Annotated in this window: 17 protein-coding genes and 1 tRNA gene; 6 read left to right on the top strand and 12 right to left on the bottom strand. The window is 68.6% G+C overall.

The window, feature by feature from the left end:
• Nucleotides 1-28: 28 nt before the first annotated feature.
• Entirely contained in the window at nt 29-625 is a 597-nt protein-coding gene (locus ACJJVL_RS04720) for a hypothetical protein (RefSeq protein WP_405217166.1), read from the top strand.
• A 491-nt stretch (nt 626-1,116) separates the two neighbouring features.
• Here the strand turns inward: ACJJVL_RS04720 and ACJJVL_RS04715 are convergent, their stop codons facing one another.
• From ACJJVL_RS04715 to ACJJVL_RS04660, 12 genes are all read right to left on the bottom strand, one after another.
• Nucleotides 1,117-1,908 carry a transglutaminase family protein gene (locus ACJJVL_RS04715; RefSeq protein WP_405217165.1) on the bottom strand — a complete coding sequence of 264 codons (792 nt, stop codon included), beginning with the start codon at nt 1,906-1,908 and terminating at the stop codon, nt 1,117-1,119.
• A gap of 36 nt (nt 1,909-1,944) precedes the next feature.
• Nucleotides 1,945-2,727: a hypothetical protein gene (locus ACJJVL_RS04710; RefSeq protein WP_405217164.1), complete on the bottom strand. Its 783-nt coding sequence runs from the start codon at nt 2,725-2,727 to the stop codon at nt 1,945-1,947.
• Nucleotides 2,727-3,527, bottom strand: a complete 801-nt coding sequence (locus ACJJVL_RS04705; RefSeq protein WP_405217163.1) for a PilN domain-containing protein — start codon at nt 3,525-3,527, stop codon at nt 2,727-2,729. Before ACJJVL_RS04705 ends, ACJJVL_RS04710 begins: the two co-directional genes overlap by 1 nt.
• Complete coding sequence (gene pilM, locus ACJJVL_RS04700; protein ID WP_405217162.1) at nt 3,524-4,558, bottom strand: type IV pilus assembly protein PilM; 1,035 nt, start codon at nt 4,556-4,558, stop codon at nt 3,524-3,526. The genes ACJJVL_RS04705 and pilM overlap by 4 nt, the downstream gene beginning before the upstream one ends.
• Nucleotides 4,559-4,568: 10 nt before the next feature.
• Entirely contained in the window at nt 4,569-5,396 is an 828-nt protein-coding gene (locus ACJJVL_RS04695; RefSeq protein WP_405217161.1) for a prepilin peptidase, read from the bottom strand.
• A complete protein-coding gene (locus ACJJVL_RS04690) occupies nt 5,393-7,117 on the bottom strand; it encodes a hypothetical protein (protein ID WP_405217160.1) in 1,725 nt (574 codons plus the stop codon). The genes ACJJVL_RS04695 and ACJJVL_RS04690 overlap by 4 nt, the downstream gene beginning before the upstream one ends.
• Nucleotides 7,114-7,776 carry a type II secretion system protein J gene (locus tag ACJJVL_RS04685; RefSeq protein WP_405217159.1) on the bottom strand — a complete coding sequence of 221 codons (663 nt, stop codon included), beginning with the start codon at nt 7,774-7,776 and terminating at the stop codon, nt 7,114-7,116. Before ACJJVL_RS04685 ends, ACJJVL_RS04690 begins: the two co-directional genes overlap by 4 nt.
• Nucleotides 7,773-9,080 carry a carboxypeptidase regulatory-like domain-containing protein gene (locus tag ACJJVL_RS04680; protein WP_405217158.1) on the bottom strand — a complete coding sequence of 436 codons (1,308 nt, stop codon included), beginning with the start codon at nt 9,078-9,080 and terminating at the stop codon, nt 7,773-7,775. Before ACJJVL_RS04680 ends, ACJJVL_RS04685 begins: the two co-directional genes overlap by 4 nt.
• A gap of 71 nt (nt 9,081-9,151) precedes the next feature.
• Nucleotides 9,152-9,601, bottom strand: a complete 450-nt coding sequence (locus ACJJVL_RS04675) for a type IV pilin protein (RefSeq protein ID WP_405217157.1) — start codon at nt 9,599-9,601, stop codon at nt 9,152-9,154.
• A gap of 96 nt (nt 9,602-9,697) precedes the next feature.
• Entirely contained in the window at nt 9,698-10,921 is a 1,224-nt protein-coding gene (locus tag ACJJVL_RS04670) for a type II secretion system F family protein (RefSeq protein ID WP_405217156.1), read from the bottom strand.
• Complete coding sequence (locus tag ACJJVL_RS04665; protein ID WP_405217155.1) at nt 10,918-12,168, bottom strand: type IV pilus twitching motility protein PilT; 1,251 nt, start codon at nt 12,166-12,168, stop codon at nt 10,918-10,920. The genes ACJJVL_RS04670 and ACJJVL_RS04665 overlap by 4 nt, the downstream gene beginning before the upstream one ends.
• Nucleotides 12,165-13,781, bottom strand: a complete 1,617-nt coding sequence (locus ACJJVL_RS04660; protein ID WP_405217154.1) for a GspE/PulE family protein — start codon at nt 13,779-13,781, stop codon at nt 12,165-12,167. Before ACJJVL_RS04660 ends, ACJJVL_RS04665 begins: the two co-directional genes overlap by 4 nt.
• 431 nt (nt 13,782-14,212) lie before the next feature.
• Between ACJJVL_RS04660 and ACJJVL_RS04655 the strand changes: the two genes are divergently transcribed.
• The 5 genes from ACJJVL_RS04655 to ACJJVL_RS04635 all read left to right on the top strand — a co-directional run bounded on the left by ACJJVL_RS04655 (nt 14,213) and on the right by ACJJVL_RS04635 (nt 16,561).
• On the top strand, nt 14,213-14,848 hold the full coding sequence (locus tag ACJJVL_RS04655; RefSeq protein ID WP_405217153.1) for a TetR/AcrR family transcriptional regulator: 636 nt from the start codon (nt 14,213-14,215) through the stop codon (nt 14,846-14,848).
• 125 nt (nt 14,849-14,973) lie between these two features.
• Nucleotides 14,974-15,046: transfer RNA gene (locus ACJJVL_RS04650), tRNA-Arg, on the top strand.
• 155 nt (nt 15,047-15,201) lie between these two features.
• The gene (locus ACJJVL_RS04645) at nt 15,202-15,795 is read left to right on the top strand and encodes a TetR/AcrR family transcriptional regulator (RefSeq protein ID WP_405217152.1); all 594 of its coding nucleotides are present in this window, start codon (nt 15,202-15,204) and stop codon (nt 15,793-15,795) included.
• 41 nt (nt 15,796-15,836) lie between these two features.
• The gene (locus ACJJVL_RS04640) at nt 15,837-16,148 is read left to right on the top strand and encodes a metal-sensitive transcriptional regulator (protein ID WP_405217151.1); all 312 of its coding nucleotides are present in this window, start codon (nt 15,837-15,839) and stop codon (nt 16,146-16,148) included.
• Nucleotides 16,145-16,561: a heavy-metal-associated domain-containing protein gene (locus ACJJVL_RS04635; RefSeq protein WP_405217150.1), complete on the top strand. Its 417-nt coding sequence runs from the start codon at nt 16,145-16,147 to the stop codon at nt 16,559-16,561. The genes ACJJVL_RS04640 and ACJJVL_RS04635 overlap by 4 nt, the downstream gene beginning before the upstream one ends.
• Nucleotides 16,562-16,612 lie beyond the last annotated feature (51 nt).

The following is a 16,612-nucleotide window of genomic DNA, read 5'->3' as shown; positions in this document are numbered from 1 at the left end:
CGTCGGCCCTTCGCCGTATTCTGGCTGCATGTCACGCCCTCGTCTGCTCCCCCGCCGCCTCCTGCCCGCCGCGATCGTGGCGGCCGCGACAGCCATGGTGCTGACGGGGTGCGAGCCCGGCGCGCTGGCTCCGACGGAGGCGCCGAATGGATCGGACGCCCCCTCCACCTCGGCGCCCGCCGAGCCGAGCGAGACCCCCGGTGCAACGGACGAGCCCGTTGACTCGGCACCGGCCGAGCCCGCGGCGACGCCGTTGCCGACGACGCCGCCGGTCGCGGGCGAGCTGCCGTGCACCGATGTCTTCACCGCCGACCAGCTCTACGACTTCAACCCGAACTTCGCCCCGTCGAACCAGCAGGGCCAGCTGCCCGACACCATCCGAGCGATCGCGGATGCCGGCGGCACGGTCTGCGCATACGAGCACGTGACGGGCTCCGACCGGCTCGTGATCGCCGTGCTCGAGGATCCTGCGTCGTTCGACTACCCCGCGTTCGAGACCTCCGGCGAGGTCGGCGTCGCGACGAGCCGGTCGAGCAACGTGCTCATCAGCGTGGCCTCGGTCTACTTCGTGAGCGAGCAGGACGCCCAGCCCATCATCGACGACGTCTCCACGAACCTCCTCTAGCAGGAGGTCGAGGAGACAGCGACCGCAGGTCGCCGCCGTCACCCCCGTAGGTCGAGGAGGCTGCGACCGCAGCCCGCCCCCGACACCCCGTAGGTCCAGAAGGCTGCGACCGCAGCCCGCCCCCGTCACCCCCGTAGGTCGAGGAGGCTGCGGGCGAAGCCCGCCGCCGTCACGAGCTTGGCGGGGCGCCCTGCGGGCGCCGCTTTGGATGGGCGAAAGTGGGCTATGGCTGGGTCTGGTGGCGGGCCATGCTGGGTGTGCTGCGGTCGACGCCGGTCGGTCTTAGTGCTTGTGAGCCTGTTCACGAGCTTGGCGTGGAGGGCTTCCACGGGGACCGTGGATTGGTGCGTCGACTACTACGACCACCGCAACCCCGACCAGATCAAACGACGCGCGCTCCGCAGCCTGCGCGGCCTCGGCTACGACGTCGACCTCACACCAGCAGCCGCATAGCTCACGTCACTTTCCTAGGAGACCGAACGCGCCCCGCCCTACAGAATCCGATACCGCTGCCGCGGATCATCGACGGTGCCCTCGGGCAGCCCGTCGTCCTCCGCGTCAACGGTCAGCGACATCAGCCGCACCGAGCTCCCGGTCGTCGTCGCCCACGCGGTCTCGAGCGCATCCGCGCCCGTCGCGATGCGGATGAGGCTGCCGCGCGGCGCGAGCCCCGTCGCATCCACCACCCACCAGTCATCGTCGATGAACACCTCGGTGACCGCGTGGAAGTCCGGCGGCACCAGCCCCGGCGCGTAGACGCCGACGTAGCGAGCGGGGATTCCCGCGGCCCGCGCGAGCGCAGTCATCACGTGCGTGTAGTCGCGGCACATGCCGCCGCTCTTCGCGAGCGTCGAGACCGCGGAGTCGTCGATCACGGACAGCGAGGGCTCGTACGTGAAGCCGCGCGCGATCCAGTTGCGCATGGCGTCGATCTGCTCGAAGCCGCTCGCTCGCCCGAAGCGCTCGTCGACGAAACCGCGCAGGGCGCTGGCCTCGACGTAGCGCGAGTCCTGCAGGTAGCGAGCCGGGTCGCCGTCAGCGACCGGGCGCTGCAGGTGCGTCAGCGTCGAGCGGATGTCGACGTCGAGCCTGCCCGCACCGGCCGAGAACCGCAGCTCCCGCGTGTCATGCGCGGCCGGCTCGATGCTCCACTCGACGGGCTCGCCGTCGAGCGTGACCGAGATCCGATCGTCGGAGCCGTACGCGGCCGCCGGCAGGGCGAGGAGCACGAATCCGGTGTCGCCCACGAGCGACATCGAGAAGGCAGCATGGGCGGTTCGCATCAGTGTGATCCTCCCACAGCGACCTGGAGCGAGCCGCTACGGCGCGGGCTGACCGGCGGGCATTGCGTAGACGAAGCCCGTGATGTCGAGCTGCCCCGAACCGAGCTGCACGGGCGCCATCTGTCCGGGATCCACCTGGCCCGGGTCGATCTGCCCTGGATCGATCTGCCCCGGGTCCATCGCTGTCGGCTCGGTGAAGGTCGCGGTGGAGACGGAGACCAGGCGCGTGCCCATCTGCAGCGCGTGCAGGAACGCCGACAGCTGCTCGGTGCTGCCCATGACGGAGACCGTCACCGGGATCGCCGCGAGGTTGTCTCCCGTGATCAGCGGGCTGGTGAAGGGCACGGGTCCGCTGTCGATGGCCTCCGGCGCGGGCTCGGGCGCCGGAGCCTCCGACTCGTCGCCGGAGGCCTCGGCGGGCTCGGCGGGGGTCTCCGCAGCAGCAGCCGCTGCCGTGTCGTCGATTGGCGGCAGGTAGACCATCGCCGCGGTGGTCGTGAGTGCGCTGAGGGTTACGCCGTGCTGCTGCGCCAGCGCATCGACCTGACGCAGGAACTCCGCGTACTCCTCGCCGGAGGGGACCCCCTGGTTGAGCGCGTCGTGCTCGGCGTGCAGCTCGCCGATGCGAGCCGCCGCATCCTCGAGCGCGATGAGTCGGGTCTCGTGCACGAGGTTCTGCGTCTCCACTGCGGAGCGATCGCTGTCGGCGCGCGCTGCGGCGTCGAGGCTGGGCGAGATCGCGCCGAACCATCCGCCGAGCGCCACCCCGACCGCCAGCAGCCCCGCGCCCAGGCTCCAGAGCCGGTCCTTGGCGTTCATCAGTTCTCCTCCGCATCGGTGCCGGCGGCATCCACCGCGCCGGTTTCGGCGCTGCCGGTTTCGGCGCTGCTCGCTTCGGCGCTGCTCGACTCCGCATCGGGCGTCTCCGCCGGGCCGGCGTCGAGCGGCGCATATCGAGCGCTGTACGCACCCTCGTCGAGGTGCAGCACGAAGGTGGTCTCGGCGATGCCGGCGTCGACGACCGCTGTGGTCGGCACCTGCACGTCGGTGAAGCCCGGCACTGCTTCGAGCGCATCCACGACATCCGCTGCCGACATGATCGTCGAGCTCTGCACGGTGATCGAGACGGTCGCGACGCGCGGCCCCTGCAGCGGCACACCGGCCTGCGCGTACGGCTCCATCGGGGATGCGCCGTCGACGGCGAGCGCCGTGACCACGGCGCCCTCCGGCAGCGTCGCGCGCACGTCAGCGAGCACCGACTGCCAGTCGATCTCGGTGCCGGTGATCACCTGCCGAGCGGCGGTGCGCTCCTCGATCTGCCGCTGCAGCGTCGTGACCTCGACGAACTCGGACTGGCGCGCCAACAGCGCTTCGGTGCGCTGCTCGGCGGAGGCGAGCTGCACCTCGGCCAGGATCGACGCGTAGGTCGCTGCGGCGCCGCCGCCTGCTGTCGCGACGATCGCGAGCACGGCCACCGCGATGACGCCTCGACGCGCACGGTTGCTCTTGCGGGTGTCGCGCACCTCGCGCGGCAGCAGGTCGACGCTCGGGGCGCCTCCGAGCACCAATGGGGATCCGCCGGTCGGCGCCTCGCCGATGGTGAGGCCGAAGACCTTCATGCTGCGCTCCGCATCGCCAGGCCGACGGCTACGACCGCCCGCGTCGAATCTGCCGCCGTGCGCTCTCGATCACGATCGCGCACGTCGAGGGCGCCGAACGGGTTGCCGCGCTGGATGGGCAGCCGCAGCACCTCCCCCAGCGCACCGGTGAACCCGGCAAGGCTCGCACCGTCACCGGTCAGCATCGCGCTTCGCACCGGCAGCTCGGGCCTCGCCGCGGTGAAGTAGGTGATGGTGTTGCGCACGCCCGTGACCAGCTCGCCGGTCACCTCACGGATCGCGTCGACCGCGGGCTGGTCATGCGGAGCGAACTCCTGCAGCCCCAGGCCGAGCACGCGCTTCGCGGTCTCTGCGCTCTGCCGGTCGATGTCGAGCCGCGTGTGCAGGGCGTGGGTCACCTCGTCGCCGCCGGTGGGGATGATGCGCACGAACTGCGGCACGCCGCCGCTGACGATGACGACCGATGTCGTGTGCGCGCCGACGTCGACGACCGCGACCGCGTGGTCGGCATCCGTCACGGGCAGCAGCGCACGACTGATGGCGAAGGGCACGAAGTCGACCGACTGCGGCTCGAGCTTCGCGCGGCGCACGGCATCGATGGTGGCGAGCACGCCCTCCTTCATCGCGGCGACCAGGAGCCCGTGCACCTGGCCGTGCCCCGCGTCCGAGATCGGATAGAAGTCGAGGATCGCGTCGGCAACCGGCACCGGCAGCAGGTCATGCACCTGGAAGGGCAGCGACTCGCGGATGATCGGCAGCGGCGCACTCTGCACCGTGAGCTCGCGCGCGATCACCTTGTCGTTGCCGATGCCGAGCACGACACGGTTGGTCGAGAATCGGCCCTGCTTCCACAGCGTCTTCAGCGCCGACGTGATCACCTGCGGCTCGACCACCTCGCCTCGCTGCAGCACGCCGCTCGGCAACGGGACCGAGTGGTAGCGCACGAGCTTCGGTCCCTTGCGCGTGCGCGTGACCTCGGCGGCGCGGATGCCCGCGGCGCCGATGTCGAGCCCGACGATGCTGTTGCTCATCGTTATCCCCTTATTCCAGTCCTACGAGGCGCAGGTAGGCGTGCCAGATCGGCTCCCCTGCGAAGATTGCGGCGCCCGCGCCGGCGAGCATCCACGGGCCGAACGGGATGCCGCTGCCACGGCCGACCCGGCCGAGCAGGGCGAGCACGAGTGCGAACAGCCCGCCGAGCAGGAAGGCCGCGAAGGCGCCCACGGCGAGCTCGGGCCAGCCCAGCCAGCCGAGCGCCATGCCGATCACGCCCGCGAGCTTCACGTCGCCCATTCCCATGCCGCGCGGGTAGGCGAAGGCCATGAGCAGGTAGGCGGACCACAGGATCGTTGCGCCGAGCGCGGCGCGCAGCATCGCGCCGGGATCGCTCATTGCGAGGCCGGCGATGCCGAACAGCGCGGCGAGCGCCGGATAGGAGGGCAGCACGATCGCATCGGGCAGGCGGTGCGTGTCGAGGTCGATCCAGGCGAGCGCGATGCCGATGCCCGCGAGCACGAGGAAGGCGAGTGTCTCGGCGATCGCGCCGATGCCGTCGGCGAGCGAGATGTCGAACGCCGTCCAGGGCGCGAAGCGCAGCACGATGGCCGCGAACGCGACGCCGGTGAGCAGCTCGACGAACGGGTAGCGCACCGAGATCGGCGACGCACAGTCGCGACACCTGCCGCCCAGCAGCAGCCAGCTGAGCACCGGCACGTTGTCGAACGGCCGGATCTCGGTGCCGCATCCGCCGCATGCGCTGGGCGGGCGCACGATCGAGCGGCCGGCCGGCACGCGGAAGATGACGACGTTGAGGAACGAGCCGATGAGCAGGCCGAAGCCGCCGGTGACGGCGGTGGCCGCGACGATCATCGCTCGGTCCCATCGGCAGTGAACGCAGCGTCGGTCTCGATCCACGTGGATATGCCGTACGACGTCGTCACGGGAGAGAGGAAATGTGGCGGCGAGCGGAAGCGAAGGCGTGGGTCGTAGATGTAGTCCTTCAGGTAGCCGCTCTCGTAGCCCACGACGCCGCGGAACGCCTGCGCGATCGAGCCGCGCACAGTCAGCCGTCCGTCTCGATCACCGCTCACGTCGGTGTTCTGCACCGCGAAGCTGCGGAGCGAGAGGATCGCGGCCTCGATCGTGATGTTCGGCGAGTCGGGGCCCCGGCCCGAGCAGTTTTTCCCCGAGCACTTCCGGTACGACGGGTTCCAGACGTAGACCATGTTGTTGCCGATGAGCCCGAGCATGTCGTCGTCTCGATCGACGTATGTGGTGCTGCCGGTGACGTAGATGAAGTTTTCGGCCGCGATCGTCGCCTGGCCATTCACACGGCCTTCGATGAAGAGGTCGCCGCTGTGGCAGTCGTATGCGGGTACCGCCGCAACGGGATCTGGAGTGACTTCGCCCGAGACCGGGTAGCCGATGTTGTTCCCATTCGCGCATCCATTCGGACGAGCGCGATAGTTCGGATCACCGACGGTCGACCGCACATTCTGCACGTAGACGGCGCCTGCCTCCGGCACACTCACCGTCGCACCGCTCGCCGAGTTCAGCTGACTCAGCGAACCGCACGCACTGGGGTTCGCGGGGACCTGGCCCGGTCGGGTCGCTCGCGTCAGCGGGGAGCGCACGGTCATCGTGCCGTCGCTGTGCATCACAATGCGCGTCGGCCCGGTGTAGACGCATCCTGTTTCCAACGCGGCCGCGCGAATCTGGCCGTTCGTCTCGGGCATGCCAAGCACAGGCAGGTAGGAGGGCGAGTTCCCGCGCTGCGGGTCGCGCACCTCGAATTTTGGCGTGCCGCCGTTGCCGACACAGCGGTATCGGGCGCCGCTGGGCGGGTTCCAAGACGTGGTCACCGCACCCTTGAACGTCGTGCCGCACGCATAGATGATGTCGTTCGAGTGCACCTGTCCATTGATCACGTCGCCCGGTGCGAATGTGATGATGCCGCAGCGATCGTTCGGCCGGTTGCTGTTCGACGGCCGCGCTGGGCTCGACCATGCATACCGATAGCAGTCGCTGCCATAGGAGTTGAGTGCCGGATCCTGGATCTCACGATCGGTGAAGTAGAGGTAGTGCACGAAGCCCGACTGCCGCAGATCGGCAACAATGCTCCGCGTCTCCTCTCCGACCCTCCCTGTGGAGCGAATGCGAAGCACACCCGCGCTGTAGTACGCGGTGGTATCGACTTCGTAGCGGAAGCTCGCGGTGCCGTCCGACCCTGGAACGGTCGCCCATGCCCCGTCGAATCCGAACGCTGGATTGCTTCGATCCTCGCGCAAGGTGCTGCCCGCGCTGAATGGGGCGTCCTCGTTTCCGAGCTGCACTCTGAGCGGCTCCTCCGAGATCCAGCTCTGGTACTCCTCGATACCCGCGTACGCCGCGGCCAGGGCCCCGTTCCAGTTCACGTCATCCTTCGCGTAGCGCATGCCGGCGACCGTGAACACGACCGCCGTCGCGATGAGCGCCGTCACGAGCGCGCCGATCCCGATGACGAGGATGAGCGCGATCCCACGTTCGCGATCATCCACCGGTGTGCGCAATGCGCGCCCGCCCGGCAGGCCTGTCAGAGCGCGTCGCATCATGGCGCTGTCCTCATTCTCGTCAGGTCGAGGTTCGGCAACGACACAACCGAGCTCATCTCAGCCACGGATGCATCGCTGTTGGCGTGGGTCTGCACGGTCACTCGCACCTGCACAGCGGTGATCTCATACCGTTCGGCTTCTGTCAGCGCGCGCGCAGGAAGTGGTGTGCCATCCGCGCGCAAGAACGTGAACGGAGCAGCCGAGATGACATCTCGAGCGATCACGCGGCTCGTGCTTGGCGCGCCGCTGTAGACCCATACGCCACCAGACTTCCTGGAGGCGACGCGTGTCTCGACGAGCTCGCCCTTGGGATTCACGGCCAGCGTCACGCGAGTGGGCCCATCCGCGGTGCTGGTCACACCGACATATGTGTTCATCGTCGCGGACTCAGGCGCGGCGGCGGTGAAGACCGGCGCCAGCCGCTGGCCGTTCGTGTCGATCTCCGTACCAGCGCGAATGACTCGGGTGACGCTCTGCATGGCCAACGCTGCTTGGTTGGTGCTGTCCTGTTGGGATTCCTGGCGGGAAAAGTTTTGAGAGAGTGAAACAACCATGGTCGTGATCAGCGTCGCCACGATCGCGAGCAGCGAGATCGCGACAAGCAGCTCGATGAGCGTCAAACCTCGGTCGCGCTCATCGACGCGTTGGCGGCCCCTCACGGCGCCACCTCACGCGGATCGAGCGTGACGACGTCGGCCCCCTGGGTGGAACCGCGGCTGACATTCGTCGCGGTGACGCTGCCACCGGAGGAGTTCGTGAAGCGCCACGTGCCGAACGGGACGGCCACCGTCGTGTTCGCTGCGACGTTCCCGTAGCTCAGCTGCACGGTCGCAACGCAGCTAGGGTCGTCGGCGCGCCCCGTCGTCGACGTCGCGAGCAGCCCCTTGACGCTCTGCGGAATTGTGACGATGCCCATCGGCACGTCGGTCGCCGCGACGGCCCCTGGCTCGGCGCTCAGCTCCGGCGCCGATCCGGATCCGAGGCTCTCACCGCCTACCGTGGCCTCCTGCCAAGAAGCCGGGTCGATCGCAGCACACTCCGCGCCACTCGTCTGCTGGAACTGCCCGGCCACCACGCGATAGCTCACGCGCGGATGTGTGGCCACCGTCTGGCGACGGTTCGTATTCGGCAACGTGATCGTCCGCACTCCATAGGTGCTGAGCAGTGTGAGGTGCATCGGGCTCGGCAGTCGCGCCGTCGTACCTGCCGCGAATGTCAGATCCAAGCGGGCCGCGAGGTCGTACTGGAGGCCGACCGTGGTCGAGGAGCCAGCCTGCACGCTCACATCGCGCTGCTGCGGGGTCTCCTGCAGCACTCCGGTGTAGCCGCTCTTCGCGATCGCGACGTCGTAGGTGCCGTTCGGCACCTGGAGGAAGTAGGCGCATCCTTGCGCATCGCTCGTGGTCGTCGGGAGGCTCGCGCCACCGGAGGTCGCGGTGAGCGAGACTGCGGCTCCCGCGACGCCCTCGCCGAGCGAATCGATGATGGAGACGAGCACGGTGCCCTTCGACGGGTCGTTGATGCGCTCTGCTGGATTGATGAGGGTGTCTGCGCGCACCGGCTCGGCACCCTCGCGCATGCCGTCCCACGTGACGGTGATGTGCACACGCTTGAAGCGGAGGCTGCCGCCGCCGCCGCACGAGGCGGTCGAAGACGGGTCGCTCACCCAGGCCGTCTCGCGCCGCACATGGAAGGTCGTGCCGTTCACGGGCATGTCGTGCGACTCGTCGAGCAGCGCGAAGAGGTCGGGGGTATCGAGTGCGAGGTCGATCTCGCCTGCTGCGAGATTCGCGGCTACGTGCTGCGCACGCGACTGCTGGGTGATCGTGGTGATCTGCACCAGAGAGGAGAGCACGAGCGTCGAGATGATGGCGAAGACGAACATCGCCACCATGACCTCGATGAGCGTCATGCCGCGGTCGTTGTCGGCGACGGGTCGCAGACGCTTGCGAATGCTGCGCATGGTGCTCTCCTCTCTGTTGGCCGATGAGCGTGGAGACTGCGAAGAGATGACGCAGCCGCGCTCGCTATGACTTACTTCTTCTCGACCCAGTTCTGCAGGCCGCCCGCAGTGGTGTCATACGTCAGCGAGTCCCCACCAAGCTGCGGGTGAAGACCCACAACCGTGAAACTGTTGCCGTTCGCTGCAGGCGTCACCACGATGTATGTGCCACCCGTATCCTCGGTCGTCGAGAGTGACTGCCGGAAACCGTGGTCGCTGACGAGCAAGGCCTCGGTCATGCCGGTGTACGAACCGTTGTGCTGGACTGCGTACGTCTCAGCAGCGAGGGCGGCGGCCTTCAAGTCCGACTCGGTCTCGGCGCGCCACGCGCTCTCGCGCTGGTTCAGGAAGACGGGGATCGCGATGCCGGCGAGGATGCCGATGATGATGACGACGACGAGCAGCTCGATGAGCGTGAAGCCCTTCTGGGTCTCTTCGCCGTTCTGGAGTGCAGCACGGCGGTCGCCGAGCACGCGGAGCATTTTCTGCATGGAATTGCCTATCTGTGTTGGGGTTGGGGTTGGGGATGAGAGGGATTGTTCATCTGCGAGCAGCGTGACTACGTGAGGCCCATCACCTCAGATCTGCTCGAAGATGGTGAAGATGGGCATATAGAGGGCGACGATCATCGCCCCGATCAGAGTCCCGACGCCTGCAATCAGGATCGGCTCGATGATCGAAGTCATCTGGGAAGTGGTCGCCTCGACCTCGTCGTCGTAGGCGTCGGCGATCTTGGCGAGCATCATCTCCATGGATCCGGCGTCCTCACCGACGGTGATCATCTGCACCACCATGGGAGGGAACACCGGCTCCTGCGCCAGCTGGTCGGCCACTGCGCGGCCTTCGCGCACCGCCTCGGCGATGCGGTCGGATGCCTGTCGGATCACCGCGTTGCCGGAGATCTCTCCGACCACTCGGAGTGCGAGCACGATGGGCACGCCGGCCCCGAGCAGCGCCGCGAAGTTGCGGGTGAAGCGCGCGAGGGCGATCTTCTGCATCAGCACGCCGAACACCGGGAGCTTCAGCAGCACGGGGTCGACAGCCGCGCGCACCGCGTGATCGTGCTTGTGCTTGCCCCACCAGATGCTGAACGCGATCGAAGCGATGATGAGCAGCGGCCCGAGCCACACCATGTTGCCCGAGATGACGACGAGCATCTGCGTCGGCAGCGGCAGCTCGCCGCCCATGTCCGAGAACATCTTCTCGAAGATCGGCACGATGAACCACAGCATGCCCACGACCGCGAGCAGCGCCATGCCGACGACCACCATCGGGTAGGCCATCGCCGATTTCACGGTGTTGCGCAGCTTCACCTCCTTCTCGAAGGAGGTCGCGACCGAGTTGAGCGCGTCGTCGAGGAAGCCGCCGGTCTCGCCCGCGGCGATGAGCTGCACCATCAGCGGCGGGAAGACCTCGCCGTGCTTTGCGAAGGATCCCGACAGCGATCCGCCGGTCTCGACGTCGCTGCGCACCTCATCCAGCAGCTTCCGCAGCGTCTTGTTCTCGGTCTGCTCGGCCAGGATCTTGAGCGCTCGCAGCAGCGAGAGGCCCGCGGACGTCATGGTCGACATCTGCCGGCTCATGATCGCCAGATCTTTAAGCGCCACGCCCTTGCCGAACGGCAGCTCGATGTCGCGCTGCAGCCCGGTGCCGGCGCTCTTCTCGTCGACGCTCACGGGCGTGATGCCCATCTCCCGCATGCGCGAGATGGCTGCGCCCTGGCTCGGCGCATCGATGCGACCCTTGACCGCCTTGCCGCCGACGTCGCGGCCGCGGTACTGCCAGGTCTTCGCGATGGTCATGCGCGCTGCCCCCTCGAGAAGGTGTCGCCGAAGTCGACACCGGCGTCGAGCCCGGCCGTTGCACCGCCGGTGGCGAGCATGTCGCGCAGCTCGTCGACGTTCTGCGCCTTGTCGCGCGCCGCCTCCTCGCGGATCATGCCGCGGTTGACGAGGTCGGCCAGGTGCTGGTCCATCGTGCGCATGCCGAGTGCGGCACCGGCCTGCAGCGCGCTCGCGATCTGGTGCGTCTGCCCCTCGCGGATCAGGTTCGAGATCGCGGATGTCGCCACCAGCACCTCGCTCGCGGCCACGCGCCCGCGGCCGCCGCTGCGCGGCACGAGCGTCTGGCAGACGACGCCCTGCAGCGTCGCGGCCAGCTGCGCACGCACCTGGCTCTGCTGGTGCGGCGGGTAGACGTCGATGATGCGGTCGATGGTCTGCGCGGCCGATTGCGTATGCAGGGTGGCGAAGACCAGGTGCCCGGTCTCGGCGGCGGTGAGCGCGACGGAGATGGTCTCCAGGTCGCGCAGCTCGCCGATCAGGACGACATCCGGATCCTGTCTCAGCATGTGCTTGAGGGCCGAGGCGAAGCTGCGGGTGTCGTGGCCGACCTCTCGCTGGTTCACGACCGCCTTCTTGCGCGGGTGCAGGAACTCGATCGGGTCCTCGACGGTGATGATGTGCTCTGCGCGCGTGCGGTTGACCAGGTCGATGAGGGCCGCGAGCGTCGTCGACTTGCCGGATCCCGTCGGGCCGGTGACGAGCACCAGGCCGCGCGGCAGGGTCGCGAAGCGCGAGATGCTCTGCGGCAGCTCGAGCTCCTCGATCGAGCGGATGCGCGTGGGGATCAGTCGGAAGGCGGCGCCCTGCGCGGAGCGCTGCTGGTAGATGTTGACGCGGAAGCGCGCGGTGTCGGAGAGCTGGAATGCGAAGTCGAGCTCGAGCTCGCGCTCGAACTGCTCGCGCTGCGGCCCGGACAGGATGGCGCTGATCGCGCGCTCGACCCGCTCCCTGGACCACACGCCGAACTCCTCGAGCGGCACGAGCGAGCCGTCGACGCGCATCGTGGGCGGGGACTCTGCGGTCACGTGGAGGTCGGATGCCCCGACCCGAACGACCCACTGGAGTGCGACGAGCAGATCCTGCTCATCGCCCGTCGGCTCCGGCAGCTCTGGCGCTGCCTCGCCAGACGGCTCGAACCGCGTCTGCGCGGCGCGCTGCCGCAGGCTCGCGCGGGTCTCGCCCGCCGCCTCGAAGATGCTGGTCATACGATCACCCGCACCACTTCGTCGATGGACGTGAGGCCCATCGATGCCTTGTGCCACGCGTCCTGCCGCAGCGAGCGCATGCCCTGCGATGCAGCGACCCGGGCGATCTCGGCCGTCGACTCGCGTGCGACCGTGAGCCGCTCGATCTCCTCGGTGACCGTCATGACCTCGTGGATCGCGATGCGGCCGCGGTAGCCGGTCTTCGAGCAGTGCGTGCAGCCGACGGGCTGGAAGACGGCGGTGCTCGCGTCGACCTCGAAGCCCATCGCGGCGAACTGCTCGGGCCGGCGCGCATCCGGCTGCTTGCAGCGGTCGCAGAGCCGGCGCACGAGTCGCTGGGCGACGATGCAGTCGAGCGCGGAGCCGACCAGGAAGGGCTCGATGCCCATCTCTGTCAGTCGCGTGACGGCGCTCGGCGCGTCGTTGGTGTGGAGGGTGGAGAGCACGAGGTGACCGGTGAGCGACGCCTCGATGGCGATCTGCGCGGTCTCGTGGTCGCGGATCTCACCGATCAGCACGACATCCGGGTCGCTGCGCAGGATCGAGCGCAGCGCCGCGGCGAAGCTGAGGCCCGCCTTCGGGTGCACCTGCACCTGGTTGATGCCGGGCATCCGGTACTCGACCGGATCCTCCACCGTGATCACGTTGACCTCGGGGCGCGCGACCTCGTTGAGGGTCGTGTAGAGGGTCGTCGACTTGCCGGAGCCGGTGGGCCCGGTGACGAGGATCATGCCGTAGGGCTTGCGGAACGAGGCCTGGTACCGGTCGAAGTTGTGCGGCAGCAGCCCGAGGTCGGAGAGCTGCAGCTTCAGGCTGCCCGTGTCGAGGATGCGCATGACGACCTTCTCGCCCCACACGGTGGGCAGCGTCGCGACGCGGAGGTCGATCTTGCGGCCGTCGTGCATGACCGACATGCGGCCGTCCTGCGGCCTGCGTCGCTCGGCGATGTCGATGTCGCTCATGATCTTCAGGCGCGAGATGATGCCCTGCTGCATGTTCTTCGGAGCGCCCGGCATCTCGTGCAGCACGCCGTCGACGCGGTAGCGCACGCGCACCGAGCGCTCGGCTGGCTCGATGTGGATGTCGCTGGCGCGGTCCTGCACGGCCTGGGTCACGAGCAGGTTGACGAAGCGCACGATCGGCGCATCCTCGTCGGCTGCATCGGCCATCCCGAACCCGGCGGTCTCCTCGGCGGGCTCGTCATCCTGCAGCGTGGTGGTGATGTCGTGCAGCTCGCTGTCGGCACGGTGGAAGCGATCGATCGCGGCCAGCAGGTCGCCGCGCTCCGCGACCGCGGGCTGCACCGGCATGCCGGCTGCCTGCCGGATGTCGTCGATCGCCAGCACGTCGGCGGGATCGGACATCGCGACCACCAGGCGGCCGCCCTCGACGGCGAACGGCAGGATCGAGTGGCGGCGCGCGGTTGCGCTCGGCACCCGGGCGACGGCGCCGCTGTCGACCGCGACCTCGCTCAGCACGACGAACGGCACCCCGGCCTGCATGGCCCTCGCGAGAGCGGCCTGCGCCCCGGAGATGGTGCCGTCGTCGATGAGCATGCGGATCGCTGCCTCGTCATCGACGCCGGCGCCGACGAGCTCGTCGCGACGAGCCATGGAGAGATCACCCTGGCGCACCAGCAGGTACGTCAACGATGCGAGGTCGCGCCGTCGCTCGCTGGCAGGTCCTACGGCCTCCGCGGTGCGCGCCGGGACCGCACCGAGAGGTGCGTGCATGGAAAGGGGTCCTTCGTGACAGGTGCGGGGCTGGGGTCCCGCTGCGTTGGGAGACCGCCCTGGGGAAGCGATCGAGAGGAGCGTGACACGAGGGTTGCGGCTTGCGCAACGATGCTGTCCCCAAGTTTTGCTCAAGAACCTTCGTGCTTGCTCAGCAAAGTTCTTATTTCGCTGTGGCGCGCTTGACGATAACGGCGTTACCGCACAGACTTGCCCCATGAACCCAGACATGGCTGCGTCGGCGAGAGCGAGTGCACGCTCGCAGCGGCACGACGCCGAATGCGCGCGCACCTTCGCGACAGAGGGCCGCCATGAGTGACCGCGCCCCGGGCGGCGACGAGGAGCCCCAGGCCGGCCTGCGCGAGCGCAAGAAGCAGCTGACGCGGCGCACGATCGCCGATGCCGCCTTCGAGCTGACAGCCGAGCGCGGACTCGATCACGTGACGATCGATCAGATCGCGGAGCGCGCGTTCGTCTCGCCGCGCACGGTCTCGAACTACTTCACGTCGAAGGAGGCTGCGATCGTCGCTGCGGCCAACAACGCGCCGGTCGAACTGCTGGTCGGCCTGGAGGAGCGCCCCGCCGACGAACCCCCGCTCCGCTCCCTGCACGCGGTGCTCACCGAGGGGATCCGCGCTTGGAGCCCCGAACAGCTCGAGGCGCTTCGCGCCAAAGAGCAGATGGTCGACCGCTACCCCGCTCTCGTGCCGCACCGCATGGCGCAGTACGACGAGCTCGAGAGCCTCATTCGCACGTCGATCGCGGCTCGCTCCGGGGCGGACCCCGAAACCGACGCGTTCTCGCGGCTGATCGCTGGCGCTGCGACGGCCGCCGTGAAGACGGCGATCCGCGTCTGGGACAACACCGAGGGCGAGGCAGGCAGCATCGCCGACCTCGTCGACCAGGCGTTCCTCGATCTTGAGGCGGGACTGAGTTCCGAGGACTGATCGCTGCGCGTCGACCGTCGGGCGCCGCCATCGGCACCGCAACGGGCGCGGCGTCGGGCACCCCGCTCGGTCATCGGGTCTGCCTGCGCGGTGGTAGATTGGGCGGCGCTGCGTTGCGCAGCCCGGCCCCCATAGCTCAGGGGATAGAGCGTCTGCCTCCGGAGCAGAAGGCCGCAGGTTCGAATCCTGCTGGGGGCACGGATGTCCTGCGTCGCGACGGCGCGGATGGGACGCCTCACGGGCACTCGGTGGGTGATCGAATCCCTCTCCTGCACGATCATTGCGCGACACGCAAGCGCACTCGTCAGCAAGAAGTGCTGAGGATTCGCTGAAAACAGCGTACGCTTACTCTCATGGGACGCCCAAGACTGCACGATGAGCACCTTCGACAGCGACTGCTGGAGGCAGCCACTGATCTGATGGCCGTCGACGGCCCGGACTTCTCGCTCCGACCGCTCGTCGCCTCCGTCGGCACTTCGACGTCGGCCGTCTACTCCCTGTTCGGCTCCCGCGGCGAGCTGCTCGAGGCCATCACCCTGCGTGCCGCCCGGTCCTTCATCGATGCGCAGGAATCGGCGCAGGTCGACCACCCGGTGCAGCGCATCCTCGGGCTTGCCCATGCGATCCGCGCGTGGGCGATCGCCCACCCGGCCATGTTCCACGTCGTCTTCGGCCGCGCGCATGACTCGGCGTCGGTCGCTGAGGCGCGCGAGAGCACGATCGAGCCGCTGCAGCGCGCTGTCAGCGCCGCGATCGACGACGACGTCCTGCATGGCGACCCGGTCACCACGACGCACACGATCTTCGCCGGCGTGCACGGCTTCATCTCGCTCGAGCTGCTCGGCCACTACGGCGCCGAGCAGGCCGACGCGCTCTTCAACGCGATGCTCGCGGCGATCTGGCGCAGCTGGTCGACGCCGGAGCACGCGAACGCCGTCGCCGCGTAAGGCTTGCCGCGCATACCCCGAGGGGGTATGATCGAAGCATCATGAGCGTTGAGATCGCACCTCCGGCACCCCCGCACGGCTACGCCGCCGACAAGGATGCCCTGCTGAAGCGCCTGCGTCGCGCAGAGGGCCAGGTGCGCGGCGTCGCGCGGATGGTGGATGAAGACGTGTACTGCATCGACATCCTCACCCAGGTCTCGGCTGCCACGAAAGCGCTCGAGACCGTCGCGCTGCAGCTGCTCGAGGATCACCTCGCGCACTGCGTCGCCGAGGCATCCGCGCAGGGCGGCCCCGTCGCCCAAGAGAAGCTCGCTGAGGCCAGTGCGGCAATCGCGCGCCTCGTGCGCTCGTGAACCGCCACTCCCCCACTCCGGCACCGATCATCACGAACACGCAGCACACCGCGGTGCAGCTGCCGAACGAAAGGCATCCCATGCTCCAGGACATCGAGATCACCTCCACACCCGCCGCGACCGATGAGCAGGCGGGCGGATGCTGCGGCGGCGGCTGCTGCTCGACCACGGCCAAGGTCGCATCGACCGACGCCGGCACGACGCAGTCGTTCCAGGTCGAGGGCATGACCTGCGGCCACTGCGTCTCCTCGGTCACCGAAGAGGTCTCGGGCCTCGCCGGGGTCGAGCAGGTCGACGTGCAGCTGGTGGCAGGCGGCCGCTCGACCGTCACGGTCGCCTCGGACGCGCCGCTGCGCCTCGACGACGTGCGCGCCGCCGTCACCGAGGCGGGCTACACGCTCGTCGAGGCCTGATCGGTCTTCACTGAGAGCGCCGTTCCCGATATCGGGGGCTTCGCGTTGGGG

The sequence above is a fragment of the Agrococcus sp. Ld7 genome (assembly GCF_045064095.1).
Taxonomy (GTDB): Bacteria; Actinomycetota; Actinomycetes; order Actinomycetales; family Microbacteriaceae; genus Agrococcus.
Note: the sequence above shows the minus strand (reverse complement) of the source record. Positions and strands in the feature narration are given on the sequence as shown.